The sequence below is a fragment of the Catalinimonas alkaloidigena genome, from assembly GCF_029504655.1.
Taxonomy (GTDB): domain Bacteria; phylum Bacteroidota; class Bacteroidia; order Cytophagales; family Cyclobacteriaceae; genus Catalinimonas; species Catalinimonas alkaloidigena.
On record NZ_JAQFIL010000001.1, the window covers coordinates 1457873 to 1483865 of the forward strand.

Annotated in this window: 22 protein-coding genes and 1 pseudogene; 11 read left to right on the plus strand and 12 right to left on the minus strand. The window is 41.5% G+C overall.

What is annotated here, in order from left to right; all coding sequences use genetic code 11:
* Positions 1-88 precede the first annotated feature (88 nt).
* Positions 89-1459, plus strand: a complete 1371-nt coding sequence (locus OKW21_RS06165; RefSeq protein WP_277478322.1) for a cystathionine beta-synthase — start codon at positions 89-91, stop codon at positions 1457-1459.
* 136 nt (positions 1460-1595) lie between these two features.
* A complete protein-coding gene (locus tag OKW21_RS06170; protein WP_277478324.1) occupies positions 1596-2354 on the plus strand; it encodes a 3-keto-disaccharide hydrolase in 759 nt (252 codons plus the stop codon).
* Between the two features lie 80 nt (positions 2355-2434).
* On the opposite strand, the gene priA is transcribed toward OKW21_RS06170, so the two are convergent.
* From priA to rpsF, 6 genes are all read right to left on the minus strand, one after another.
* Positions 2435-4891, minus strand: coding sequence for a replication restart helicase PriA (gene priA, locus OKW21_RS06175; protein WP_277487615.1), 2457 nt, complete (start codon positions 4889-4891; stop codon positions 2435-2437).
* A 208-nt stretch (positions 4892-5099) separates the two neighbouring features.
* On the minus strand, positions 5100-7178 hold the full coding sequence (locus tag OKW21_RS06180; protein WP_277478326.1) for a thioredoxin domain-containing protein: 2079 nt from the start codon (positions 7176-7178) through the stop codon (positions 5100-5102).
* Complete coding sequence (locus OKW21_RS06185; RefSeq protein WP_277478328.1) at positions 7175-8149, minus strand: GSCFA domain-containing protein; 975 nt, start codon at positions 8147-8149, stop codon at positions 7175-7177. The genes OKW21_RS06180 and OKW21_RS06185 overlap by 4 nt, the downstream gene beginning before the upstream one ends.
* A gap of 89 nt (positions 8150-8238) precedes the next feature.
* The gene (rplI, locus tag OKW21_RS06190; RefSeq protein WP_277478330.1) at positions 8239-8682 is read right to left on the minus strand and encodes a 50S ribosomal protein L9; all 444 of its coding nucleotides are present in this window, start codon (positions 8680-8682) and stop codon (positions 8239-8241) included.
* Positions 8683-8753: 71 nt separating this feature from the next.
* Positions 8754-9011: a 30S ribosomal protein S18 gene (rpsR, locus tag OKW21_RS06195; protein ID WP_277478332.1), complete on the minus strand. Its 258-nt coding sequence runs from the start codon at positions 9009-9011 to the stop codon at positions 8754-8756.
* A complete protein-coding gene (gene rpsF, locus OKW21_RS06200; RefSeq protein WP_277478334.1) occupies positions 9008-9385 on the minus strand; it encodes a 30S ribosomal protein S6 in 378 nt (125 codons plus the stop codon). The genes rpsR and rpsF overlap by 4 nt, the downstream gene beginning before the upstream one ends.
* A 178-nt stretch (positions 9386-9563) precedes the next feature.
* On the opposite strand from rpsF, the gene OKW21_RS06205 reads away from it, so the two are divergent.
* The 6 genes from OKW21_RS06205 to OKW21_RS06230 all read left to right on the plus strand — a co-directional run bounded on the left by OKW21_RS06205 (position 9564) and on the right by OKW21_RS06230 (position 15674).
* Positions 9564-10214 (plus strand): SOS response-associated peptidase, encoded by a 651-nt coding sequence (locus OKW21_RS06205; protein WP_277478336.1) that lies wholly within the window; start codon positions 9564-9566, stop codon positions 10212-10214.
* Positions 10215-10321: 107 nt separating this feature from the next.
* Complete coding sequence (locus OKW21_RS06210) at positions 10322-10555, plus strand: hypothetical protein (RefSeq protein ID WP_277478338.1); 234 nt, start codon at positions 10322-10324, stop codon at positions 10553-10555.
* Positions 10548-11186 (plus strand): hypothetical protein, encoded by a 639-nt coding sequence (locus OKW21_RS06215; protein WP_277478340.1) that lies wholly within the window; start codon positions 10548-10550, stop codon positions 11184-11186. Before OKW21_RS06210 ends, OKW21_RS06215 begins: the two co-directional genes overlap by 8 nt.
* A gap of 40 nt (positions 11187-11226) precedes the next feature.
* On the plus strand, positions 11227-12288 hold the full coding sequence (locus tag OKW21_RS06220; RefSeq protein WP_277478342.1) for a toxin-antitoxin system YwqK family antitoxin: 1062 nt from the start codon (positions 11227-11229) through the stop codon (positions 12286-12288).
* A 142-nt stretch (positions 12289-12430) separates the two neighbouring features.
* Positions 12431-14794: a TonB-dependent receptor gene (locus OKW21_RS06225; protein WP_277478344.1), complete on the plus strand. Its 2364-nt coding sequence runs from the start codon at positions 12431-12433 to the stop codon at positions 14792-14794.
* Between the two features lie 10 nt (positions 14795-14804).
* Entirely contained in the window at positions 14805-15674 is an 870-nt protein-coding gene (locus tag OKW21_RS06230) for a DUF4249 domain-containing protein (RefSeq protein ID WP_277478345.1), read from the plus strand.
* Between the two features lie 63 nt (positions 15675-15737).
* Here the strand turns inward: OKW21_RS06230 and OKW21_RS06235 are convergent, their stop codons facing one another.
* The gene (locus OKW21_RS06235) at positions 15738-17084 is read right to left on the minus strand and encodes a hypothetical protein (protein WP_277478346.1); all 1347 of its coding nucleotides are present in this window, start codon (positions 17082-17084) and stop codon (positions 15738-15740) included.
* Positions 17085-17594: 510 nt separating this feature from the next.
* Here OKW21_RS06235 and OKW21_RS06240 point away from each other — a divergent pair.
* Positions 17595-17990 (plus strand): hypothetical protein, encoded by a 396-nt coding sequence (locus OKW21_RS06240; protein ID WP_277478349.1) that lies wholly within the window; start codon positions 17595-17597, stop codon positions 17988-17990.
* Positions 17991-18152: 162 nt separating this feature from the next.
* Positions 18153-19250, plus strand: coding sequence for an amidohydrolase family protein (locus OKW21_RS06245; RefSeq protein ID WP_277478352.1), 1098 nt, complete (start codon positions 18153-18155; stop codon positions 19248-19250).
* 4 nt (positions 19251-19254) lie between these two features.
* On the opposite strand, the gene OKW21_RS06250 is transcribed toward OKW21_RS06245, so the two are convergent.
* From OKW21_RS06250 to OKW21_RS06265, 4 genes are all read right to left on the minus strand, one after another.
* Positions 19255-20400 (minus strand): acyltransferase family protein, encoded by a 1146-nt coding sequence (locus tag OKW21_RS06250; protein WP_277478354.1) that lies wholly within the window; start codon positions 20398-20400, stop codon positions 19255-19257.
* Between the two features lie 118 nt (positions 20401-20518).
* Positions 20519-21130 (minus strand): MarC family protein, encoded by a 612-nt coding sequence (locus OKW21_RS06255; protein ID WP_277478356.1) that lies wholly within the window; start codon positions 21128-21130, stop codon positions 20519-20521.
* A 146-nt stretch (positions 21131-21276) separates the two neighbouring features.
* Positions 21277-23175: an acetate--CoA ligase gene (gene acs / locus OKW21_RS06260; protein ID WP_277478361.1), complete on the minus strand. Its 1899-nt coding sequence runs from the start codon at positions 23173-23175 to the stop codon at positions 21277-21279.
* 89 nt (positions 23176-23264) lie between these two features.
* Positions 23265-25040 carry a sodium:solute symporter family protein gene (locus tag OKW21_RS06265; RefSeq protein ID WP_277478363.1) on the minus strand — a complete coding sequence of 592 codons (1776 nt, stop codon included), beginning with the start codon at positions 25038-25040 and terminating at the stop codon, positions 23265-23267.
* A gap of 287 nt (positions 25041-25327) precedes the next feature.
* Here OKW21_RS06265 and OKW21_RS32685 point away from each other — a divergent pair.
* Positions 25328-25526, plus strand: a pseudogene (locus OKW21_RS32685) (DUF1549 domain-containing protein); the annotation flags it as partial.
* A 95-nt stretch (positions 25527-25621) separates the two neighbouring features.
* Here the strand turns inward: OKW21_RS32685 and OKW21_RS06275 are convergent.
* The gene (locus OKW21_RS06275) at positions 25622-25990 is read right to left on the minus strand and encodes a BlaI/MecI/CopY family transcriptional regulator (protein ID WP_277478367.1); all 369 of its coding nucleotides are present in this window, start codon (positions 25988-25990) and stop codon (positions 25622-25624) included.
* Positions 25991-25993: the final 3 nt, after the last annotated feature.

A 25993-nucleotide genomic window follows, 5' to 3' on the forward strand; every position in this document is an offset into this window, starting at 1 on the left:
ATTTGACATGATTTTTTGATAATAACACCAAGTGATTGCTAATAAATAATCCTAATTTTGCGCTAAATTAATAATTACAGGCAGAAATATGTACTACAACTCAATTATAGAAACCATAGGCGATACACCTCTGATCAAACTTAACAAGGTGACAGAAGGTATAGAGGGAACGATTTTGGTAAAGGTAGAATATTTTAACCCGGGCAATTCGGTCAAAGATCGTATTGCGATAAAGATGGTAGAGGACGCTGAGAAGGCTGGTGTGATCAAGCCGGGGGGTACTATCATAGAAGGAACATCCGGAAATACAGGCATGGGGCTGGCCCTGGCTGCTATTGCCAAAGGCTACAAATGTATATTTACCCTTGCCGATAAACAGTCGCAGGAGAAAATAGATATTTTGAGAGCTGTCGGCGCTGAGGTTGTGGTATGTCCTACCAATGTTTCACCGGATGACCCCAGGTCTTACTATTCGGTGGCCAAAAAGCTGAATGAGACCATTCCTAATTCGTTTTATCCCAATCAGTATGATAACCTTTCTAACTGGAAAGCGCATTATGAAACTACCGGTCCTGAGATCTGGGAGCAAACGGAAGGCAAGATCACCCATTTTGCTGCCGGTGTAGGTACAGGAGGGACGGTAAGCGGGGTATCCAAATACCTGAAGGAGCAGAATGATAAAGTGTTTACGCTGGGAATAGATACCTATGGCTCCGTGTTCAAGAAATATAAAGAAACCGGTGAGTTTGACGATAATGAAGTTTTTCCTTACCTCACTGAGGGTATAGGAGAAGATATCCTTCCCAAGAATGTGAATTTTGACCTGATTGATGAGTTTGTGAAAGTGACTGATAAAGACGCGGCTATCATGGCCCGTCGTCTTTCAAGAGAGGAGGGCTTATTTGTTGGTTGGTCATGTGGTTCTGCAGTTTTTGGAGCCCTTAAATATGCCAGAAAACATCTGAAAAAAGATGACCTGATGGTGATTATTCTGCCGGACCACGGCACTCGCTATCTTGGTAAAATTTACAATGATAGCTGGATGAAAGATCACGGGTATTTGGAAAAGAGAGAATTTGCTACTGCCCAGGATATACTGAAAGCACGTAACGGACAAGATGAGCTGGTGACCGTCCCTTCGGATACCACAGTAGGTGAGGCTATCAGTATTTTAAACTCTAAAGGGATATCACAGATTCCGGTTACTGAAGGTGAGTCGTATGTGGGCAGCCTTACGGATTCCAAGTTATTGCATCAGTTGATAGATGATCCGGCAATTAAAACGCAACCAGTTTCCAAGGTGATGGATAAGCCATTTCAGTTTATCTCTATCCATGATACCCTGGATGTGTTATCCTCACTCATAGATAAAAACAATAAGGCATTACTAGTGAGAGACCGCCTGAATCAGGTGCATATCATTACCCGTGCCGACCTTTTGATGGCTATGAGTAATTGATGATTTGATGCATAATAATGTAAGCCCGGTTTACTGCCGGGCTTTTTTATGCTTTTTACATTATTGCTTTTGTGGATGATTTATTTCAATTTGTAGACGTTTTATACTTACACGCTTATCAATTTTATAACAACTCATGAAATTATTTGAATCTAAATTACCTGTTTTATTGATTTTCGTTGCCACTTTTGGATTTGGTGCCTGCTCATCCAGCACTACTGAAGAGGCTGCTAATGATGAAGCTACTACAGAAACTGCCGAAGTCCCTCAGGAGGAAGAAGTGTGGGTAGAACTCGTAAAGGGAAGCTCAAAAGAAGGGTGGACACAACTTAATGGTGATGCTACCTACGAAGTGGAAAACGGAGTAGTAACCGGCACAACAAAATTGGGCGAGCCAAACAGCTTTCTCACGACCAACAAGATGTACGATGATTTTATATTAGAGTACGAAGTAAAAGTAGATCCACGCATGAATTCCGGGGTGCAGATTAGAAGTAATTCATATGAGCATGATACCACTTATGTGTTTACTGATGCCGAAGGTAATACGGTAGAAAAAACCGTAGAATCTCCCCGTGTGCATGGTTATCAGGTAGAAATTGACCCCTCTGAACGTGCGTACAGCGGAGGTATTTATGATGAAGCCCGCCGTGGTTGGTTAGCAGATTTGTCTGAGAATGATGAAGGACGTACTGCTTTTAAAAATAATGAATGGAACAAGTACCGTGTAGAAGCAAAAGGAGATACCATACGTACATTTGTGAATGGGATAATGACAGCCGAACTGGTTGATGACATGACTGATAGTGGGTTTATCGGGCTTCAGGTTCACTCTACCAAAATTGAGGATCCTATGCAGGTGCAGTGGAGAAATATCAGAATTCAAGAGCTGTAAAAATGGTTGAAGGTTAAAGGTTTGAAGTTAAAAGAGAATATGTTGAGCTTCTTTTAACCTGGAACTTTTAACCTTTAACTTTAATAAGGATCAACATCAATTACAGTATTGGTTCTTTTGAGCTGCTTATCTTTTTCCAACATAGTGCAGGCATCAATGATAATTTTTTTTGCTTCCTGGATAAAAGACTGCTTCCGCTCTAGTTTGATCATCAACTGCATCAGGTATTGGTTTCTTAGGCGAGAAATCAAAGGCTCTTCCGGTCCTAGCACCCTTTTAGGCCCCAATATATCTCTCAGGTTTTCGCTGAGTTGCTTAGCAGCTTTGCTACAGCTCAGCTTATCAGGATTCTTGATGGTAATACGAATCAGTCTCACGAAGGGTGGATAATGATACTCCTGACGTTCAGCGATCTCTTCCTGAAAAAGACCGATGTAGTCATTAGAAACAATCTTGTGAAGAATAGGCTGCTCCAGATTAGTCGTCTGGATAATTACTTTCCCCACTTTATCACGCCTTCCCGACCGGCCACTCACCTGAGTAATGAGCTGAAAAGTACGCTCATGAGAACGAAAGTCAGGGAAGTGAATCATACGGTCAGCGTCGAGTATACCTACCAGGCTTACTCCGTCAAAATCCAGGCCTTTACTCACCATCTGAGTTCCTACCAGTATGTCTAGTTCATGCTTGGCGAATGCATCAATGATATTCTGGTAACTGTTTTTCTTGCGTGTGGTATCCAGGTCCATGCGCTGAACCTTTGCAGTGGGAATGAGCATTTGAATTTCTTCCTCCAGCTTTTCCGTACCATAGCCGGCTGTCCTGAGCTTTGTGGAACCACAGGCCTCACATTCCAGGTGTAGTTTCTCATGATGCCCACAGTAATGGCAGCGTAATTCATACGCAAACTGATGGTAAGTGAGACTGACATCACATTGTTCACATTTAGGAATGTGGCCACAGTCTTCACATAAAATATATGGAGAGTAACCTCTTCTGTTTTGAAAAATTATGACTTGTTCTTTCAGGCCGAGCGTAGCTTCCATATGCTGGAGTAGTACGGAAGAAAAGTCCTCTCGCATGGTACGACGTTTTCTTTCTTTTCTGATATCTACCAGCTCTATTTCTGGAAGTTGGGCATTGCCATACCTGCGGTTAAGTTGTACCAAACCGTATTTCCCCTGTATCGCATTCTGGTATGATTCAACAGAAGGGGTAGCAGAACCTAAAAGCGTTTTGGCATGATGCAGTTTGGCTAAAACGATCGCTACATCACGAGCATGATAGCGTGGAGCAGGGTCAAACTGCTTATAGGAAATTTCATGTTCTTCATCTACGATGACCAGCCCCAGGTTCTCGAAGGGAAGAAGTACCGCGGAACGGACGCCCACCACCAGTGGGTAGCGGCCATCCAGTATGCCCTGCCAGACTTCCACTCTTTCATTATCAGAAAACTTTGAGTGATATATGCCCATCTGATCACCAAAAATTTTCTTTAAGCGGTAAACGATTTGAGTGGTAAGGGCAATTTCAGGTAAAAGGTAAAGCACCTGTCCGCCGCTAGAGAGTACATCCTGAATCAGGTCAATGTAAATTTCTGTTTTACCGCTCCCGGTGACACCGTGGAGTAATACCGTTTCTTTATCATTAAAATGGGTAAGAATCTGATTTTTGGCTTCCTGCTGACTGTCAGTGAGTTGTATTTTAGCCTCCTGGGTAGCCACAACAGGCTGGAAGCGGGAAACGATCTCCTCAAACTCTTCTAACACGCCGTTTTTAACCAGTGTGTTGACAGAGGAAGTAGAGACACTTTCATTATTCAGAGAAGATTTGAGCAGGCCTCTTTCATTTTCTTCAAGCTTTTGGAATGCTGGTTTTAGCTGAAGATAACGGAGGAGGACATCCATTTGCTTGGGTTGTTTTTCCAACTGCTCAAAAAGCTTTTCCAGGCTGATAGTATCATGCGCGTACTTTTTACTCAGCCTTACCCTTTTTACAATTTTAGGACGGTATTTTTCTTTTACCTCCTCAAAGATTAAAACTGCCTCCTTGCGGATCAGCGACTTGATGACGTGATAAAAATTTTTCTCATTGAGCAGGTTACCAATCTCATTATAAGTAAGGGTTTGTTTTTCCTGTAAAGCTTCTATAACCTGATATTCTTTGTCGTTAAAGCTTCCTTCAAATTCTTCCAGATCAAATTCAGGATTCATTTGCACTTTGGACTCACTACTCAGCTTCAGCCCTGATGGCAAAGCCACATTGAGCACTTCTCCAATTGTGCATGCATAATATGCAGCAATCCAGTGAAAATGCTTGATCTGAACGGGGTGGACTACTGCCTGCTCATCTAACACTTCAAGAATATAGCGGGCCTGATATTTTTTAGGAGGGTCTTGGTGAAGTTTGCCGATTACTCCTGTGAGCACCTTTTTACTTCCAAACTGCACAATGACACGGCTACCCACCTGAACGATCTGTTCCAGGTCTTTGGGTATACGATAAGTAAAAAGTTTAGGAATAGGTACCGGCAGCATCACATCGGCAAACCAGGTGATTCGCTCGTCGGGGGCTTCTACATTGAGTTTTAACTGATCCAAAGTATTGAGTAAACAGTGTTTTCGCTGAAAGAATTTCTAAACCAATGAATTTGAAAATTACACAACTTCATGCACTTTCAGAAATTCAGCCTGACAGGATCTCTCCAAAGTTTTGTCTTCTGTTTGAACAAAATAGCTGGCTTTTTTAGTATTTCAGGAAGTCTTTATTTTCATAAATTTGCGCTAAAGCCGCTTCCTTGCTATGCACCGGCATTTTACAGGCTTTGTCAAAACAAACGTAAACAGTAGTTTTTCCATCAATTGCTTTTCTGTCTTTGAGCAGAGGTAGTTCACTTATCGTCTCTGTACCTGCCAACAGTTTATCAGGAATATAGTGGCTCAACAAGGCTTTGGCATAAGCTTTACTTTCTTCTCCAATGATCGCTACTTCCAGGCTTGGTTGCATCATTTCCATATATAAGCAGGCCCAGTTGCTGAGATAAGCAGGATCAGTAGCCAGAATTTTGAGCATTCTGTTCATCATCCGTTCACTCATCTCTTTGTATTCTTTGTTATCCAGAAGCAATGAGAGGCGATACAGGTTTTTTGCCATCGCGGAGTTTGAGGCAGGTATTACGTTATCAAAAAACTCTTTCTTGCGAGCAATAAGCTGACTGTCTTCATTGGTATAGTGGAAGAAGCCCTCCTCTTTATCGTAAAAATGATCTACTACAAAAACAGTTAAATGCTCCGCATGTCGCAACCATTGTTCGTCAAAACTGATCTGGTACATGGCAATAAAGGCATCTACAACAAAAGCATAGTCGTCCAGATATCCTTCCAGATAGGCTTTTCCATCTTTGTAGCTGCGATACAGGCTGGCTCTGTTGCCCTGCTGCCGCATGAGTTTATCTACAATAAAATGTGCGTTGCGAAGCGCAAGTTCAAGAATGCCAGTATCCTGTAGGGTGGCATAAGCATCAGCAAGGCCTTTGAGCATAATGCCATTCCAACTACACAGAATCTTATCGTCTAGTCCCGGCCTCGTTCTTTCTTCCCTTTTGTGTAAAAGCTTTAGCTTGTTTTCCTGAAGTATTGTTGAAAATTCAGTTCTGTCTAATTCATACTTTTTAGCAAAACTATCTTCTGATTCTGAGCAGTGAAGAATATTGTAAGTATGCTCCCAATTTCCTTCTCGGTTGACTTGATAATAGTCTGCCAGCATTTCAGCGGACTCTTCTAAGGTTTGATGAAACTCGTCATAAGTCCAGACATAGAATTTACCTTCTATGCCTTCACTGTCGGCATCCAGAGCGCTGTAAAAACCTCCTTCCTTGTTTGTCATCTCGCGAGAGATAAAAGAGACGGTTTCTTCCATTATTCTTTTGTAAAGCGGCTTATGCGTAAATGAATAAGTCTCAGCATAGAGGCTTAGTAGCTGACCATTGTCGTACAGCATCTTTTCAAAGTGGGGGGCAAACCAGGCTTCGTCTACAGAATAACGGGCAAAACCACCGCCTACCTGATCATAAATGCCTCCAAAAGCCATTTGGTCAAGCGTAAGCTGCAGTTGTTTAAGTGCCTCCTGATCTTTGGTATAAAAATGATAATGGAGAAGAAACAGCCAGTTGCTGGGCATAGGAAATTTAGGCGCTTTTTTCATGCCTCCTTTTTCCTTGTCATAGTTAGCAGAGAACTTTTCGTAAACTTTACCCAGCAATTTGCGATAAGCCTGTTTTTCCATCTGCTGCTCATCTTCTATAATGCCAAAGCGCTGAAGTTCGCTGTGCGAAAGATGGTGGGCGAACTGCTCAGCAGACTCTTCCAACTTGTCTCTTTGTTGATCATAAGCCGTACGAACATTGTCTAACAGCTTGGTCCACTGTGCAGGTGGAAAGTACGTACCCCCATAAAATGGTTTTTGATCCGGCAGGAGAAAGACATTCAAAGGCCAGCCACCTTGTATACCCATGCTCTGCACCGCCTCCATATAAATCTGATCTACATCAGGCCGCTCCTCTCGGTCTACTTTGATACATACAAAGTTTGCACTCATGTACTTGCCTATCTCCTCATTTTCAAAACTCTCCTTTTCCATCACATGGCACCAGTGGCAGGAGGAGTAACCGATACTCAGAATAATGGGTTTGTCTTCTTCCTTAGCTTTCCTGAGCGCTTTTTCATTCCATGTATGCCAGTCTACCGGGTTATGGGCATGCTGAAGCAAATAAGGGCTTTTCTCCCTGGCTAACTGGTTGGTATATTTATGGTGCATTGTACTCATAATAATTGACTTTTCAACGCCTGAACTTCATTGCTCACATCTACTTGCTTACTTAAGAGATTTAGTTGCTCAATAGTTTTCAGAATAAACTGCTGATGCCGTTCTGAAGCAGGCTGAAATGAACGATGTGCTAAAGCTCTCTTTATCTTCTCCCATTCTTTTAAAAATTCACGCGCTTCTACATGCAGGTAGGTCTTCACCCATTGTTCCCAAATATAATCTTCGGCAACTTCAGTGGGATGAATCATGTCAGCTTTATAGAAGCGATAATCTCTGAGGTCATCCATCATAAATTCATAGCTGGGGAAGTAAGTAGTATTTTCAGGATAGTGTTGTATAATTTCTTCCACTGCCAGCCGAAGTGTGGCCTTGCTTACTGTATTTTGAATCAGGGTATCACGAATATGCCTCACCGGACTGACTGTAAAAATAATTTGAGCTTTGGGATTTAGCGTTTGAAATGCCTGGTAGAAGTGTGTGAAGTGCTTTTTAACTTCTGCCGACTGAAATATCTTTTTTTCAAAGAAATCGGAAGGCATCTTATGGCAGTTCGCCACGATATCACCAGTATCTTTTTTTTGGTAATAAAAAGCGGTACCTAATGTGATGATAAGCCAGTCCGCGCCTTTGATGAAATCATGGGTTTGCGATAAAGCGTTTCCAATCTGATCTTCCAGCATCTCCTTATTTTGTGAAGCAAAGTCCGAATGTAGTAAGTAATTGTAATGCATGTGGTCCCTTTTCAGGTAGCTGTTTTCCTCCGGAAGTTGATTATTCAGAGAGAGCGATAACAAATTGAAAATAGAGGCAGGATTAAAAAGTGTCCCGAAAGGATTGGTGTAGGCCTGAAACTTATTTTCTGCCAGCCTTCTACCAATGGCCTGCGCAAAGCATGAGCCTATACTCAGAACCTTTGAGCCGAGCTGTATTTTATGCGGTGATGGGTTTACTGTAACAGGAGTCCTAAACATAAGAAAAAGTAAACGTTAACCGTATTATAACAAAAAAGCACTCCAAATGGTAGGAGTGCTTTTCAAAAAAATGTAATGAAGATAATGACTTAACCTTCTACTACTTTGATAGTGATTTCATGCTTCACCTCTTTGTGCAAGTCAATCTCAGCAGTGTATTCACCCAGATTTTTTATGTCCTGGTTGAATGAAATTTTACGACGGTCAATATCAAACCCTTTTTCTTTAAGCGCATCTGCTATCTGCAGGGTGGTTACCGCACCAAATATTTTACCGCTCTCGCCAGCTTTGGCAGGAATTTCAAGGGTAAGGTCACCCATCTTTGCTGCTTTTTCCTCAGCGTCATTTTTGATCTTCTCCGCTTTGTGCGAAGCCTGACGTACATTTTCCTCAGCCATTTTCAGGTTTGAAGTACTTGCGATGATCGCAAGCCCCTGAGGAATCAAGTAATTTCTTCCGTAGCCTGGTTTTACTGATACAATGTCATTTTTATAACCCAGGCCTTTGATATCATCTTTAAGAATAACGTCCATGTTTGTTACATTAATGGTTAATGGATGTGCATTTCAGGCCTCCTTATGATGGCAGCCCTGCTATGACTTCCTTACTTCAGATTATCATCCACATATGGCAAAAGGGCCAGGTGTCTGGCTCTTTTGATGGCCTGTGCTACTTTCTTCTGATACTTCAGGCTGGTGCCAGTGATACGGCGAGGTAAAATTTTACCCTGATCATTGACAAGTTTCAGGAGAAAGTCCGGATTCTTATAATCAATATACTTGATACCCTGCTTTTTGAAGCGGCAGTATTTTTTCTTATTTTCAGTTTTATTACTGATTACGGGTTCGTTCTGTAATGTCATGATGCTGACTCCTCCTTAGCCTCTTTTTTAGATTTTTTGAATTCACCTTTTCTTCTTCTTTCATTGTATTCTACTGCGTGCTTATCTAAAGCAACAGTTAAATAGCGCAAAATCCTGTCGTCTCGTCTGTATTCAGTTTCCAGAGTAGTCACTACCGATGGTTCAACATTAAATTCTACCAGGTTATAAAAACCTGTAGTCTTGTGTTGAATCGGGTATGCAAGTTTGCGTAAGCCCCAGTGCTCTACGTTGACCACGTCGGCACCATTGTCTTTAAGAAGCTGTACAAACTTACTTGCAGCATCCTTCATCTGATCTTCAGACAAAACGGGATTTAAAATGAATACTGTCTCGTAATTTTTCTTAAATTCCATTGTTTATTTATTCGTTAACTGGAAAAGAGGTGCAAATTTACACTTATTTTGATTCTAACAAAAAGTTATTAGTTTTCATTTATAAAGTATGCCCTTTTCAATTTTTGAAAGCAGCATAATTACAGAGGGGTGCTTGACCCAGGCACTTTAAACCAAAAACCTACAACCAAGAACTCATATGTGTGGCAGATATAGTATTGGTGCAGAAATACAAGCACTGGCTAAGCGACTCGAAGTAACAGTCCCCCCTGATTTTGAACCCAATTACAATGCGGCACCTTCTCAGCGCTTACCCATAGTCAGTAATTATCAACCGTCAAACTTTACATATTTTCAGTGGGGAATAGTTCCATTCTGGGCAAAAGAAGAGCAGAAACGGCTGATCAATGCGCGGGCTGAAACCATATTGGAAAAAGCTACATTCAAGAAAGCATTCAAAAAGCGCAGGTGTCTGGTAGCCGCAGACGGCTATTATGAATGGATGAAAACCGAGCAAGGCAAACAGCCCTACCGTATTTGTAGGGTAGATGAAACCCCTTTTGTATTTGCCGGTATCTGGGACAGACAGAATGAGTTTGAGGATCAGGCTGACTTTTGTATCGTTACTACCAGTGCCAGCCCATCGGTCGCTCATATTCACAATCGTATGCCGGTAATCTTACACCCTGATGCCATTGATTTCTGGCTGAGTGATACGGAAGACTATGAAGGTTTACAGGACGTACTTCGCCCAATGGAAGATAAGCTGATTAAAGCCTATCAGGTCTCTAAAAAGGTGAACAATGTGCAGAATAATGAATATGAATTAATCGAAAAAATAAATGACTGAATGCCTCTCAAAAAATGCATTCTTAAGCCAATAATATGCTTGTAAAGTATCAATACCTATGCTAGCTTGAAGTCTCTATTGAACATTTACTCACAAAGATATATAATATGCAAACCGAACGTTACAACCCAAGCCATCTGGAAATACAAGTGGCTAATGCCATAGAAAGTCTGAAAGGACAGATTGAAGAACAATTAGAGCAAAACAAGATTATAGAATTAAAGAACAATACAGACCTGGATAACCCTCAGTTGAATATCTATCTGCAGGATAAAGATGGTGATCAGCATGAGATCGTGATTAAGGTTATCCAGCGGATAGACAATTTACAGAATGAATAGGCTTATGGAGCATGATGTGCAAATTACGGATAAAGAATTAACCTATATCGGAGATCTTGATTTTCTGTTGACCCGTCACCGGATCAACAAAAAAATTAATCATCTTTTGCTGGAAACAGAAGCAGCGCTTAAGCATTTTATCCGTTCAAATGCTATTATATTTCCTGAGCATATTAAATTTAAAGCCGGAAAAATTGCCAGGGGAGAGAACTATCGTTTGCTCCCTTACTTAATTTTGGACTATCCGCGTCAATTTCATCGTGATAGTATATTTGCTTTGAGAACGATGTTCTGGTGGGGGCATTATTTCAGCGTTACCCTACAGCTGGAAGGGAAAGCGCTGGAGCAGCTACGTCCTTCATTAGATGAGCACGCAGCCGAACTCCAGGAGCAGCATGTCTACCTATACATCAACGAAAATGATCCTTGGCAACATCATTTGGATGAGGATAACTATATCTCTTCAAACGCTCTTTCATTGGAGGAGCTTCGTACTAAAATGCAGGAATTGCCGTATATAAAATTGATGTCAACCCTTAAATTGGAAGCCTGGGATGAACTTCCCGATTTTACACTTTCGTTTTTTAAGCGGATGTTGACAGCGCTTTCTCTTTATGAAGAAAGCAAATGATTAGATAATGGTTAACTGCTTATTGAGCAAAAGATTAAATATGAAACGCATCCTAACAATCCTATGCATTACAATTAGCTTCCAGCTTTGGGGGCAAAGTGGTATTACTCCCATTGATAGTCTAAGGGGAAGAGGCGAACTGCAAAATGGAGTACGAGAAGGCCGCTGGACTTTTTTTAATGGTAATGGTCAGTTGGTACAGCGGGGCCAGTTTGAAAAGGGTGAAAAAGAAGGCCGTTGGCTTTTTTTTGATGAATACGGCAGTATGATGGGAGTGGGGTATTATGACGGAGGCGATGCAGAAGGAGAGTGGAAATTTTATTATCCCAACGGTCAGCTTAAGTCTATCACTTATCTTAATAATGGTATTCGCGACAGTACATATACTGAGTATCACTACAATGGAAAAATTAGCGTTGAAGGTCAGTTTGAGGCTGATATTCAAACCGGAATTTGGAAAACTTACTACGAAACCGGTGGTATATATTCGGCCGGAGAATATGTAAATGGCTTAAAAAGCGGCATCTGGAAATATTATAATCCCGAGGGTGTATTGATAGCGGAAGGTCCTTACCGGCTGGACCTGGAAAATGGTCAGTGGTTCAAGTATCACGATAAGGGGCAGTTAGAATCAGTAGGGAGTTTTGTCATGGGAGAGGAAGATGGGCCCTGGGGGCTATTTTACATCAACGGACAACTGATACAGGAAGAAAAATGGAGTATGGGGCGCCTGATGAATGTAGGTCCTTATATGTCCATTACGGGTGATACGCTGGATAGCGGTACTTTCAAAAACGGTGAAGGTATAAAATTAGCTTATTATAACATGGGCGAACTTGAAGTGAAAGGTGAGTATAAAAATGGTAAGCCAAATGGTGCCTGGACCTATTACTTCAGAGAGGGAAAAGTATCGGGAGAAGGTAATATGGTAAATGGGGAACAGACGGGTGTGTGGACTTACTACTATGACAATGGCAACATTGAGTCAACCGGTGAGTATAGCCAGGACCAAAAGTCGGGATTATGGAAATATTATACCCGGACAGGCAAACTAATAGAGGTGGTAGAACATAAACCTGTTGATGATGAAGAGGAGCTTTGAGTTAGAAAATCTAAAATTCTAAGGAGCCAAGCCTACCTTAATTTTTCCATTTTTTTAACGATACATACCTTGTAATGTATAGCCTAACTTGCATTGCAAGCTGCTTACAACATCACTAATATGCACCATAAATCATAGGTGCATGCGCAGAATTATCATCAGCATATTTTTTATGCTGATATTGTATTCCCAATTTGCTAACGCTCAGAGTAAGGTCAACATCACCGGCCAGGTGCTGGATGCTGAAACCAATGAGCCCTTACCGGGCGTAAATGTGATGATTAGTGAGCTTGGACAGGGTACTGCCAGTACCTCGGATGGCACATTTCAACTAAGTTTAATACCAGATACTAAACATCAGCTGCGTTTTTCCTTCATCGGTTATGAAGAACAGCTTTTTGATCTCATTTGCACAACTGATACAGTGCTTAGTGTGCAGCTTTCCCCTTCTGTGTTGATGACAGAGGAGGTAGTGATACAAGCGGATAAAAGTGAGGACTTGCACACGCAATTGGTAGATAGGGTTAGCCTGAACGCTGAAGAAATTGAGCGTATCCCTCATCTTCTGGGAGAGGTAGATCCGGTAAAGGTAGTACAGATGCTTCCCGGGATCCAAACCGCCGGTGATGGTAATACCGGCTTTTATGTTAGAGGTGGCCAGGTAGACCAGAATCTGATTTTGCTGGATAAGGCTACCATCTATAATGCCAGTCACTTATTTGGCTTCTTTTCTGTCTTCAATGGCAACACGATTGGAGAAGTTTCCCTGGATAAAGGTGGAATTCCAGCTTATTATGGTGGAAGGTTATCCTCAGTACTCAACATAGAAACCCAGGCAGGTGACAAGCATGAATGGAAAGGCAAAGGGAACCTAGGTTTAATCGCGGCCAATTTCAAACTTGAGGGACCGATAGTCAAAGATAAAAGTTCGTTGATGATTGCCGGGAGGAGAACCTATTATGACGTTCTTCAAAAATCAGTTTTGGAAAATACTTCTCTACTGAAGTCAAGCCTGGACTACTATTTTTATGATCTGAACCTGAAATGGGACTATTTATTATCTGATAAGGATAAGCTCACATTGAGCAGCTATATGGGTAATGATCATTTTCATTACGCTAACTTTGAGGCATTTCAGAACAATATAAGCTGGGGTAACCAAGCTTCCTCTTTACAGTGGCAACATTCCTTTTCTTCTCAATGGCTTTCAGAGACTACAATATTTGGAAGCAAATACGAAATGAACCTGGGGGCACAAGTCAGTGGCTACCATATTCAGATTTCGTCAGAAGTAGGGGAAGCAGGAGTACATCAGGAATTCATTTATTCACCTTCGGATAAGCAGACGTTAACAACCGGTATCAGGTTTACGCACTATCGATTTGTGCCGGGAGCCTTGCAAGCTAATACCGAAGAGCAGGCATTAGACTTTGGCGTGCCTGTACCTTTGCAAGCTCGTGAAGGAGCCGCATTTTTGCATTATGAATCCGCATTAGGTGAAAAGTTAAGTGCGGGTATCGGGATAAGAGCCAGTCTCTTTCAGCAAATCGGACCATTTCAACGTTTTCTCAATGACGAAAACGGACGCCATCTGGATACCTTGTTTTACCAGAAGAATAGACGCATAGCACAGCATACAGCCTTAGAGCCGCGTATTTCTTTGGTGTATGAGCTTTCTGAAGCTACTGCGCTTAAAGCCACTTTTGACCATAATGTGCAGTATATTCACATGGCCCCTATGTCATCAGTGTCCTTACCAACGGATGTCTGGGTGCCTAGTTCCAGCCTTATCAAGCCCCAAAAAGCCAATCAGTTTTCTTTAGGATACAAGCGCTGGCTGAAAGCGCTGGAATTGAATGCTTCAGTGACGGCATACTATAAGCTGATGGAGAACCAGCTTGAATATCAAAACGGTGTACTTCTTGGAAAAGGACAATATCAGAACTTTGATGATAAATTTTATTCTGGACAAGGAGATTCCTATGGACTGGAATGGATGATTAAAAAAGAGAAAGGAGGTATGAAGGGCTGGCTTGCTTATACGTTATCACGTACTAGCCGAACTTTTAAAGATATCAATCAAGGTTTAAGTTTTCCTGCTAAATATGACAGGCTGCATAACCTCTCCTTGCTTGTCAATTATCGTAAACATCCCAAATGGCACTTTTCTGGGGTATTTACATTAGCCAGTGGCAATACCATGACTTTGCCAGTAGCCCGCTATATCATGCAAGGAAATATTGTCAACGAATATGCGGGCAGGAATAATTTTCGTCTGCCCAGTTACCACCGTTTAGATCTTTCTGCAACCTATTACCCTGTTCCTAAGGGTAGAATCAAGTCTTACTGGGTGTTTTCTTTGTACAATGTCTATAGCAGGATGAACCCTTACTATATTTATTTTCAAGCCGAAGGTAGCCTGAGAGATTATTCTTTAGAGATCAATGCCCGTCAGGTTTCCTTATTTCCGGTAATTCCTTCGGTATCCTATCATATTTCCTTTTAAAAATACCCTCATGAAGTTTTTCGATATTCCGGGCACTTTTACCATAGTATTATTATCAGTCATCTTCCTTTCCTGTGAGCAGGATATTGCAGTTGAACTCCCCGAATATGAGCCAAAGCTGGTGGTAGAAGGTTGGATAGAACAAGGCAAATATCCACAGGTAATACTTACCCAAAGTGCTGCGTATTTTGATAAAATTGATTCAGCTTCTATGCGTGAGTCTGTTGTTACTACTGCTAAGGTAACCGTAAGTGATGGCGAACAGGAAGAAGTTCTGACCTTAAAGAAAAAAGACGCTTTCTTTCCTGCTTATGTGTACGAGGGGAACGAAATCAGAGGGAACGTTGGTAAATCCTATAGTCTGAAAATTGAATCACAAGGCAAAACTTATACTGCTGAGACCACTATTCCAGAAGTGGCTTACATAGATAGTCTTTGGTTTAAAGCTCTTTCTTCTAAAGATACGCTGGGGCAAATATGGGCCAGAGTTTATGATGACGAATCGCAAGCAAATCAGTACCGGATTTTCACCCGCCGAAGAGGAAAGGACAAAGGCTATGTGCCAGTATATCTCTCAGCCATTAGCGACGAAATTTTTAATGGCGAAAAAGTTGATTTTACTTTATTAAGAGGAGCAGAATCACTCAGTAATGTAACTGATGATCTGTATTTTGATGTGGGTGATACGGTGCATATTAAGTTTTGTACTATGGACATGAACCACTACCGCTACTGGAACAGCCTGGAAAGAGAGCTCTATGCTTCTAAAAATCCTTTGTCAGCTTCAGGAAATAAGGTGCTATCAAATGTGGAGGGAGTGGATGTAATAGGAGTATGGGGAGGGTATGGTGCCTCTTACTTTACCATTATTGCCAGGTAACTGCCAGATAACAAAAAAGCCATCCAGTTGCCCGGATGGCTTTAGATGAAACATTAATTTCTATTAACCTTCAAGGCTTCTCAGAAACTTTGCGAGTTCACTGGAAAGCTCATCAAAACCCTCACCAAAATAGGTTTCCATATCAGACTTGGTTTCGTCAGCGAAAATGAACCTCATATTTACTGAAGTATATGATTCTTCCACCTCTTCTACTTCCCACGTTTGCGTATCTTCATTATAATAGTAGTTGTCATACGTGTAAGTTTCCTCATAGGTATAGAACTCTGAGTCAGCAATTTTTTGCTTTTTACTCGCGTAAAATACAACCAGATTTACGGTTTCATTGAGGAGCTTAGCTTCTTTGACAGCTTGCTCACTGTAGTTTTCTTCCTCTACATCTCCTTCCATTACGGCATCATCTCCATAAATTTCTTCCATTCCGTCTGCCAGTGGCACAATATCAACATTACCCGCGATCTTGATGTCCATCACCTGGAAAAATGCATTGGCTTCGGTAGCAAGGTCTCCCGGATTCGCATCCTCACTTGCAGAAATTTTCTCAATGTTTTCTGTAGTGAACGTTCCTTTAGCTCCCGCTCCCATTGAAATCAATATTTTGTCACCTTTGGTCAGAGAATAAGCGGAACCTACATTTTCGCTGTCATTTTTTGCTTCAAAAGCAAAAGTATAGTTGCTGATGCTCAAAGAGGTTTTGACACTGGTAGGCGTTCCATCCTCATTATAGGCAGCGTTGAAGTTATAGACAAGAGCCTGTTTGCCCTCTACTTTCAATTCTGAAACAAACTTAGTGGGCAAGTCTCCTTCATAATCATCTCCCAAAGGGTTGGGTGAAGCTATACCTTCATATGAATGGATAGTAAGCACAGCATCATTGGCAGTTCCGCTTTCGGTAGAAGGAAACTCAAATACGATCTTATCACCTTCGCTATTGTAATCCCATTTTTCGGTGCCATGATTCCAGGAATAAATACCGGTGTATTTGTCGTAATATTCCTGGATGCTGGAAGGCTCATCAGCCTGTGTACGCAGTGTTGCAAAAACGTCTTTGACAGTAGCACTACCATCCTGATATTTTTGAAGCGTACGTGCGGCATTTAATATTCTGCCATTTGCCGGAGCTTCTGATGATTGCCCCATCCAGTAAGCGAAGCTGGCACTAGCCTGAGTTCCTGGAGCTTCCTGTAAAGCATCCATTTCATGGATTAATTCAATGCCGTTGTCTTCTAAATTAGCTTTATTTTGTTCAGAAGTATAACTGCTAAAGTCTTCAGGGATCTCAGTAGTACCTGTGGAAGGATCTCCACTTTCTACGATTTCATCTTCTTTACAAGCTGAAAAGCATACAGCTAATGCTACTGCAAGGGCAGTGAGTCTGTTGAGTTTTTTCATAAAGTGTTCAGTATTTGTAAATGCTAAACAAATATTTGAAAAATTATATTAATAATTGTTTTATTAATATAAAATGTATTGCTGTGTAGGAATTTGAACCATTAAAAACCTTTTTATGAGGCTCACCATCCCTTTAATGCTATAATCTGTTGATTAAATATTTTAAGCCAGCGCTAAAAATCATTAAAGAAAGTTTTTAAAATTCTGATAAATAGTTGAACTAACTATCGTGACAGAGTCATCATTTTTGTTCAGCAATCCACCAGCAAGTATGCAGGCAGGCAATACGAGATTATTCCGTTGATAGTGATCAGAAGTATATATAATGACATAGCGAGGCTGGATTTTACGTCCAATTGGTTTGAAAATCAATACGCCCTTCAGTTTACCTATGATATCATTGCAACGCTCGTCTTATTTTATCTGATATTCCTTTTTTACAGGCTAAACCAAAAAAGGACTCAGAATACTTCAGAATCTTATCCTCCAAGGTTGGCTCGTTTCATCAACATGAAAAAGTTTATCGCAGGTCTTTTGATACTCGTGTTTTTTCTACTGGCTATATATAATCTCTGGATGTGGATAAGTTCTAACCTCTATCTGGTAAGTGAGGAAGTAGATTCAATCAAGGATATCAACAAGATATTTTTTGAAGACTTTTTTACGATTCTCATATTTACAGACGTAACGCTTTTATTGATCTCTTTACTCTATACGCACCAATTCAGTACAGTCATTCGTAATTCTGCATTCATTATTTCAACGCCTCTTATCAAAATGTCATTTGGGATAGATGGTATCGTAAGTACCATACTTACAGTATTTACAGTTGCGCTCGGGGTGCTGATTTTAGCAATACAAAACCAATATAACAGGCTAAATGCCACGTCAAATACCAAATTGTAAACAGAAATTTTGTAGCTTCAAATTTACTCTTTCATTCAGGGTTTTGACCTTTTTCTTATATAGTAATTATCAGTAGAATCGTAAATTTCCTGATGATTTGATTCAGCGAATAAAATAAAACTTCATAAAAGCCATTCATCAAAACTTGTAAGTCACATTTCTATGCGTAATCTATTTTTGATTTCCTTGCTATCAGCTGTCTTTTTTATGCCTGGTCATTCACACGCTCAGTCTTCTGAGGACGATCCCAATCAACTGTTACTAAAGAACCATCGCCCCAATTCTATTTACAATATTCCTCAGACATCAGTTGAAGCAGCTAGTTTTCCGCTGATTGATATGCATACCCACCCTTATGTGAAGAATGAAGAGGAACTGGATCAATGGGTGCAAACAATGGATGATCTTAATATTGATAAGTCGGTCATTCTTACCTATGCTACTGGCGAGGCCTTTGATTCGCTTTATCATTTTTTTCAAAAGTACCCTGATCGTTTTATCCTTTTCTGCGGTTTTGACTATTCGGCTTATGAAGATGACGATTTTGCAGAAAAGTCAGTGAAAGAACTGGAACGTTGTTTTGAGGTAGGCGCCAGAGGAGTAGGGGAGCTAGGTGATAAAGGGGCTGGCCTGTTTTATTCTAAACCCAATCCTGCTTACGGCATGCACATTGATGATGAGCGTATGAAGCCCTTAATTGAGAAGTGTGGTGAGCTGGGCATACCGATCAGTATACATGTGGCTGAACCCATCTGGATGTATGAGCCCATGGACTCCACCAATGATGGTTTGATGAATGCCTTTAAATGGCGTCTGGATAATAAAGAAAATATCAAAGGGCATGCTGAGATGGTTAAGACCCTGGAAAATGCAGTAAGCAATCATCCCGGCACCACCTTTATTGCCTGTCATTATGCTAATAGCTCTTACGACCTCTCTATACTTGGAAAACTCTTTGATCAGTATCCGAATCTTTATGCGGATATCTCAGCACGATATGCTGAAACCGCTGCCATTCCACGAAATGTCAATCGCTTCTTTACTCGGTATGCCAATCGCCTGGTATATGGTACGGACATGGGGACTGACAAAGAAATGTATCAGACTACTTTCAGAATATTAGAAAGTGATGATGAGCATTTTTATGACCATAGCATATCTTCTTACCACTGGGCATTAAATGGCTATGGTTTAAACAGAGAGGTTTTGGAGAAAGTATATAGAATTAATGCCCTGAAAGTGCTCAAACTTGATAATTGATTTTCTATACCTTAAAAAATATTTTTCTCTTGTATAGCCAGTAACATAAGTACCAGTAAAGGGCAAACACCGCAATAGAAGCGACAATTGCCATCGTATGTGCATTGGCTCCTATCCAGCTGAGTACACCATCGGTAAAAATGGCTGTGAAGTCATTGACCCATTGATGACCCACTGTTTGTGTAAAGAGGTAGATAAAAATAGAGTTCATGCCCACTATGCTAAAAAAGAATACGCCTGCCCGTACTTTTTTGACATCTACCAGCCAGTAAGTTGCGGCTAAAACCAACAGACACCAGCCTCCGGTGACAATGGTGAAGGAGGTAGTTGCAATACGCTTGATGATAGGTGTAATACCAGCAAAATCCATAGTATATCCAACGACTAAGCCTAAAAGACCAGCTATCATAAGAGGCTTCAGTTTCTCAGAAGCACTTCTGTCTGAGATTAGTATTTTTCCCGCAACTACTCCCCAGATGGTATGAGCTGCAGTAGGTAAGCAGTTGATGGTGACCCATCCCCCTCCATTAATTTTTCCCATCAAAACCATATCCATCCAGGCACCAAAGTTTTCTCCTTGTACAAAAGGCTGTTCAAAGCCATCAATGAGTATAAAGCGATACAAAACCTCAGTCAACAACAAAAATCCAAAAGAAGCAATGATCTGAGTCTTGATAGTTTGGCGAAAAAGAAAAAAAGCGACCAGTATAGTAAAAGACAGTTGGGTGAGTACGTTCCAGAGTTCCCATACTAACTTTCCGCTATATACACAGTGCAGCATTACGCCAAATGCAAAGAGCAGGGCACAGCGTTTGTAAATATGGTGACTTGCCTTTTTCCAGTCATCCGGAAAATGAACACGTTTTTGCAAAGAAAAAACCATGGCTACTCCGACAATAAACATGAAGAAGGGCTGCACCAGGTCCCAAAATCTTAGGCCATTCCAGGGGTGATGATGAAACTGCAATGCTAATGCATGCAAAAAACTTCCTTCAGAACTAAACTCAAGTGCATGATGATAAAGTTCGGTGGTTTCACCTACCAGCAAAAACATGGTTGCCCCTCGGAAAAGGTCTAAAGAAAGTAATCTTTCAGATTTCTTAATGGTTAAATGAGGATCGGCAATAGGTTTCGGCTGGGTATCAATCATGGGGTATTAAGCTTAATTTCCATGAATATAAAAAATAGCTTTTGAAAACCAGGGATTAGAAAAAACTATTGTACAATAAATAGGCTTAAAATAGCTTTTTAGGCTAGTAATTGCAGTTTCAACTCCTTTGAATCAGGTTTTCAATGCCTCTTATTACCATATCCACTCCGATTGCCCCTACAAAAAAGCCGTTGATTCTGGTGAGTATATCTAGGTTTTTATCAAAAGCGACTTTCAGTTTACGAGAAGTAATACGTTGTCTCATTTCTTTTAAGCCGATTACGAAGGTAAAATTCACAATCATAATTATCACCAAAGAAAGTATGCTTTCGTAAAACATCAGCTGGTCCCCCATCAGGATAGATAGCGAAATTGTGCCGGCACCCACCATAAAGGGAAGCGCGATCTCTGAAGCCAGGTCGTCCAGGTCTTCTTTGATCTGAATAAATCCCCGTTGGCCTTTCACGATAAAAAGGTAGGCGAATGAAAAGAGAATAACTCCTCCAAAAATCCGGAAAGATTCAAAATAGATCTGAAAAACCTTTTTAAAGATGAAGTCTCCTAACAATAGGAAAAATAAAAAGACAAAGAATGAGATCAGAGTAGCTCTGAAAAAGACCTTTAAAAAATGCTGATCACTCAGGTCTTGCATCACTGGTTTTAAGTATAGAAAAAGCGCAAATGGATTGAGCATAACTAAAAAACCAATGACTACAGAGATGATATCCATAAAAAATCAGGTTTGTATAAAAAGTATCTTTTTCAAAAATATAAAAATAGAAGTGATACAGAAAACACCAGCCCTTTTCTCTGTTCAGATAAAAAAAGGGCTGGCTTGTTAGCCAACCCTCAATGAAGTTAAGGTGTTGTTAATATTTACTCCACAGCGCCATTCTTGATCTCTTCTACCACATCAGGATTCAGCAGGGTAGAAGTATCTCCCAGGCTGGAAGTATCGCCCTGTGCAATTTTTCTCAAAATACGGCGCATAATTTTACCTGAACGTGTTTTAGGCAAGCCCGGAACAATCTGAATCTTCTCCGGCTTGGCGATTGGTCCAATGATTTTGGTAACCGTTGACCTTATTTCGTTTTTCAGGTTTTCTTCAGAACGATCAGTCATATCACAGATGACAAAAGCATAAATTCCCTGCCCTTTGATGTCGTGAGGGTAACCTACTACAGCAGACTCAATTACTTTGGGATGTTCGTTGATCGCGTTTTCAATCTCGGCAGTACCCATTCGGTGACCGGAAACATTGATCACATCATCTACTCTTCCCAGAATTCTGTAGTATCCATCTTCGTCACGCTTCACACCGTCACCGGTGAAGTAATAGCCTTTAAAAGCTGAGAAGTAGGTCTGACGGCACCGCTCATGGTCCCCGTAAGTAGTTCTCAAAATAGAAGGCCAGGGGAATTTGATACAAAGATTACCTTCTACGCTATTACCTTTCAGCTCTTTGCCATCATTGTCCAGAATTACAGGCTGAACTCCGGGTAGCGGTAAAGAGGCGTAAGAAGGTTTGGTAGGCGTCACACCGGCGATTGCTGAAATCAGGATACCACCGGTTTCGGTCTGCCACCAGGTGTCTACAATTGGACATTTATTTTTACCCACATGGTCATGATACCAGTGCCACGCTTCTTCGTTAATGGGCTCACCTACCGAGCCTATTACCCGTAGAGAATCAAGAGAATAAGGCTCCAGAGGCTCAGTGCCATGGGCCTGAAGCGCACGGATAGCTGTAGGAGCAGTATAAAATTGATTTACTTTATACTTGTCTACGATTTTCCAGAAGCGCCCGGCATCCGGGTAGGTAGGTACCCCTTCGTACATCAGGGTGGTAGCACCAGCTAACAAAGGACCGTATACGATATAAGAGTGTCCGGTAATCCAGCCTACATCGGCAGTACACCAGTATACATCTCCGGTACTGTACTGAAACACATTCTGGAAAGTATAATCCGTGAAAACCATATAGCCACCGCAGGTATGTACTACTCCTTTAGGCTTACCGGTAGAGCCGGAAGTATAGAGGATGAAGAGCATATCTTCTGAGTCCATCTCCTCAGCTTTGCATTCAGCAGACTGCCCTTCAATGGCTTCATGCCACCAGAGATCACGTCCCTCTTTCATGTTGACTTCAGCGCCGGTGCGGTTAAGTACGATTACTTTTTCTATGGATGAAGTATTTTCTAAAGCTTCGTCTACGACCTTCTTTACCGGAATATTTTTAGCTCCTCTGAAATTTCCGTCGGAGGTCAGCACCATTTTAGCCTCGCAGTCATTGATGCGATCAGTAAGTGAAGAAGCTGAGAAGCCAGCGAATACGATAGAATGAACCGCTCCAATGCGTGCACAAGCGAGCATTGCAACAGCAGCCTCAGGTACCATGGGCATGTAGATGATGACACGATCCCCTTTCTGTACACCATTCGCCTTCATAGCATTGGCAAACTTGCAGGTCTCTTCATAAAGCTCTCGTAAAGACAGTATACGGTTCTCACCATCCGGTTCGTTGGGCTCCCAGATAATGGCCGGTTGATCACCCCGGGTAAAGAGGTGCCTTTCAAAAATATTTTCAGTGATATTGAGCTTGCCATTTACAAACCATTTGATGTCAGGCTTATCAAAATCCCATTCTACGACCTTATCCCATTGTTTTCTCCAGTAAAAAGATTCTGCAATTCTGGACCAAAACTTTTCGGGTTGTTGTACACTTCTGTCGTAATCATGAATATAGCCAGCCAGCGTTTGAATTTTATGACTCATTGTGTTGTATATCGTTAGGTATTATTAAAAAATGTATTAATCGTAGTGCTAATATTAGCAATTAATCAACTTAATAAAAAGAATTTGGGTTAATGACCACCCGCTCTACCAGCACCTCTGGGGAATCTTATGGTTTCTACGATTTCCTGTACATCAGCGGGGGGAGGAGTACTAAGGTGACAAACAACCATAGAGACGACGAAGTTGATCAGCATGGCCACAAAGCCGAAGCCTTCGGGCGAAACGCCAAACCACCAGTCTTCAGGTGTACTCTCACCGAGTAGGTTAAACTTAAACTTAAGCATGTAAAAAATCATGGACAACAGGCCTACGATCATCCCACTTACTGCCCCTTCTTTGTTCATGCGTTTGTAAAATATACCCATAATGATTGCCGGAAAAAAGGATGCCGCTGCCAGACCAAAAGCCAGGGCAACGACAGCCGCTACATAGCCGGGTGGGTTGATACCAAAATAGCCTGCGATGATCACGGCTACTGCCGCGGCAGCACGCGCTATAATTAACTCTCCTTTGTCGTTGATATCCGGCATGATCTGTTTTTTGATCAGGTCATGAGAAACTGAAGTGGAAATAACCAGTAACAATCCGGCAGCTGTAGAAAGGGCGGCAGCCAAACCACCGGCAGCTACCAGCGCTATCACCCAGTTTGGTAGATTAGCAATTTCAGGATTAGCCAGCACTATAATGTCGCGGTCTACATAGAGTTCGTTGGGAGATGAAGTGTCTACATTAGATACGATTCTTTGTCCGAACGAGCCTTTCTCACCTTCTATAAATTCGGGGGTGATGCCACTGATTACCGCGCCATTGCTGTACTGCACTACACCGTCCTCATTCTTGTCAATCCAGGCTAACAAACCCGTTTGCTCCCAGTTTTTAAACCATTCAGGGATTTCACTATAATTTTTGTCCACCACAGTGTCAATTAAATTCACCCTGGCAAAAGCAGAAATAGCAGGTGCAGTCGTATAAAGAATGGCAATAAATACCAAAGCATAGCCCGCTGAAATTCGCGCGTCTTTTACGCGGGGAACAGTAAAGAAGCGGACAATCACATGTGGTAATCCTGCGGTACCTGCCATGAGGGCAGCAGTGATGGCAAATACGTCCATCGTACTTTTACTACCGTTGGTATAGGCATTAAACCCTAATTCCTGACTCAGGCCGTCCAGACGGTCCAACAAGTAAGTATCAGTCCCTTCAAGGGTAGCTCCAAAACCTATCTGCGGAAAAAAGTGCCCTGTCAATTGTATAGAAATAAATATGGCTGGTACCATGAAGGCAAAGATGAGCACACAATATTGCGCTACCTGGGTATAAGTTATGCCTTTCATACCTCCTAGTACAGCGTAGAAGAAAACGATCGCCATACCGATAATTACGCCCAGCTCAATCTCTACCTGCAGGAAGCGGGAAAAGACCACGCCTACACCTCGCATCTGTCCCGCTACATATGTAAAAGAAACAAAGAGAGCGCAGATCACGGCTACAGTACGGGCAAGTTCAGAATAATAGCGGTCTCCTATAAAATCAGGTACAGTAAACTTACCAAATTTACGCAGATAGGGTGCCAGCAACAGTGCCAGTAAGACGTATCCCCCGGTCCAGCCCATTAAGTAGACAGCGCCATCATAGCCCATAAATGAAATGAGCCCTGCCATAGAAATAAAAGAGGCGGCTGACATCCAGTCGGCAGCGGTTGCCATGCCATTGGCAAGGGGAGGTACACCCCCGCCGGCAACATAAAAATCTCTGGTAGATCCTGCTCTTGACCAGATGGCAATGCCGATATAGAGGGCGAAGGTGAGACCTACGATGATATAGGTCCAGATTTGTACGTCCATAGTTTGGTTAGTCTAATTGGTTTAGGTTGTTATTTATGATCAGTGAATTCATCAAATGATAAATACATTTGAATCAGATGATGATATCCTTGTACAAAGATGTAAATTGATCTCTGTTGTGCAAGTGAGCTTGCTAATTGTTATGCGTTAATGCTCTATTTTTTTTGTCAAGCTGTATGAGATGCTACAAATAATGAAATCCAATCCTGCTTTAATGCATAGCAGTTTTGCTGAAAAATTTCAATGTTATGGAAGTAGTATTTTTCTAAGTGAATACAACACCTAATGCCTTCATTAATGATATACCATTTGATCAGTTTACCATAGAACAATTGGCTGGTGACCTCCTTTCTCATCCCACCGAAGCACAGCTAATAGCTACGGCTTTTCACCGCAATAGGGGGTAGGGTGAATGAAGAGTTCAGAATGGCAGCGGTCTTAGCTCGTGTGTCTCCTACTTTTGAAGCATGGCAGGACTTGAGCATGAAAAGCTGATCTCTACATTTCAGGGTAGGGCGTTTCGCTGACCGGTGTACACAGAAAAGTAGCGAGAGACATTCTGGCCTGATACATAAACCATATCATTGCTCTGACGATCTATCAATAATATCTTTCAACTTCTGGAGCTCTTCTTCACTTAAGTTCTCTTCTCTAACCATAAAGGAGAGGAGAGAGGCCGGTGAATTGTCAAAGTAGCCTGACAGCAACTTCTTTATGTACATTTTACGGTAAGCCGCTTTACTGATGACAGGATGATACTGATGCGTTTTTCCATAAGCTGTAAAACCCAGGTATCCTTTTTTCTCCAGTATCCTCACTACGGATGAAATTGTGTTGTAAGGCGGTTTGGGATCATCCGGCAATTCCTCAATCACATCTTTTACAAAAGCTTTTTTAAGCTTCCAGAAGATTTGCATGATACGCTCTTCGGCTTTGGTTAGCTCTTCCATGAG

Bases quoted from the DNA above. Each gene is read 5' to 3' on its own strand.
- OKW21_RS06165 (WP_277478322.1), top strand. From the start codon at position 89: ATGTACTACAACTCAATTATAGAAACCATAGGCGATACACCTCTGATC.
- OKW21_RS06170 (WP_277478324.1), top strand. From the start codon at position 1,596: ATGAAATTATTTGAATCTAAATTACCTGTTTTATTGATTTTCGTTGCC.
- priA (WP_277487615.1), bottom strand. From the start codon at position 4,891: ATGCTGCCGGTACCTATTCCTAAACTTTTTACTTATCGTATACCCAAA.
- OKW21_RS06180 (WP_277478326.1), bottom strand. From the start codon at position 7,178: ATGAGTACAATGCACCATAAATATACCAACCAGTTAGCCAGGGAGAAA.
- OKW21_RS06185 (WP_277478328.1), bottom strand. From the start codon at position 8,149: ATGTTTAGGACTCCTGTTACAGTAAACCCATCACCGCATAAAATACAG.
- rplI (WP_277478330.1), bottom strand. From the start codon at position 8,682: ATGGACGTTATTCTTAAAGATGATATCAAAGGCCTGGGTTATAAAAAT.
- rpsR (WP_277478332.1), bottom strand. From the start codon at position 9,011: ATGACATTACAGAACGAACCCGTAATCAGTAATAAAACTGAAAATAAG.
- rpsF (WP_277478334.1), bottom strand. From the start codon at position 9,385: ATGGAATTTAAGAAAAATTACGAGACAGTATTCATTTTAAATCCCGTT.
- OKW21_RS06205 (WP_277478336.1), top strand. From the start codon at position 9,564: ATGTGTGGCAGATATAGTATTGGTGCAGAAATACAAGCACTGGCTAAG.
- OKW21_RS06210 (WP_277478338.1), top strand. From the start codon at position 10,322: ATGCAAACCGAACGTTACAACCCAAGCCATCTGGAAATACAAGTGGCT.
- OKW21_RS06215 (WP_277478340.1), top strand. From the start codon at position 10,548: ATGAATAGGCTTATGGAGCATGATGTGCAAATTACGGATAAAGAATTA.
- OKW21_RS06220 (WP_277478342.1), top strand. From the start codon at position 11,227: ATGAAACGCATCCTAACAATCCTATGCATTACAATTAGCTTCCAGCTT.
- OKW21_RS06225 (WP_277478344.1), top strand. From the start codon at position 12,431: ATGCGCAGAATTATCATCAGCATATTTTTTATGCTGATATTGTATTCC.
- OKW21_RS06230 (WP_277478345.1), top strand. From the start codon at position 14,805: ATGAAGTTTTTCGATATTCCGGGCACTTTTACCATAGTATTATTATCA.
- OKW21_RS06235 (WP_277478346.1), bottom strand. From the start codon at position 17,084: ATGAAAAAACTCAACAGACTCACTGCCCTTGCAGTAGCATTAGCTGTA.
- OKW21_RS06240 (WP_277478349.1), top strand. From the start codon at position 17,595: ATGAAAAAGTTTATCGCAGGTCTTTTGATACTCGTGTTTTTTCTACTG.
- OKW21_RS06245 (WP_277478352.1), top strand. From the start codon at position 18,153: ATGCGTAATCTATTTTTGATTTCCTTGCTATCAGCTGTCTTTTTTATG.
- OKW21_RS06250 (WP_277478354.1), bottom strand. From the start codon at position 20,400: ATGATTGATACCCAGCCGAAACCTATTGCCGATCCTCATTTAACCATT.
- OKW21_RS06255 (WP_277478356.1), bottom strand. From the start codon at position 21,130: ATGGATATCATCTCTGTAGTCATTGGTTTTTTAGTTATGCTCAATCCA.
- acs (WP_277478361.1), bottom strand. From the start codon at position 23,175: ATGAGTCATAAAATTCAAACGCTGGCTGGCTATATTCATGATTACGAC.
- OKW21_RS06265 (WP_277478363.1), bottom strand. From the start codon at position 25,040: ATGGACGTACAAATCTGGACCTATATCATCGTAGGTCTCACCTTCGCC.
- OKW21_RS06275 (WP_277478367.1), bottom strand. From the start codon at position 25,990: ATGGAAGAGCTAACCAAAGCCGAAGAGCGTATCATGCAAATCTTCTGG.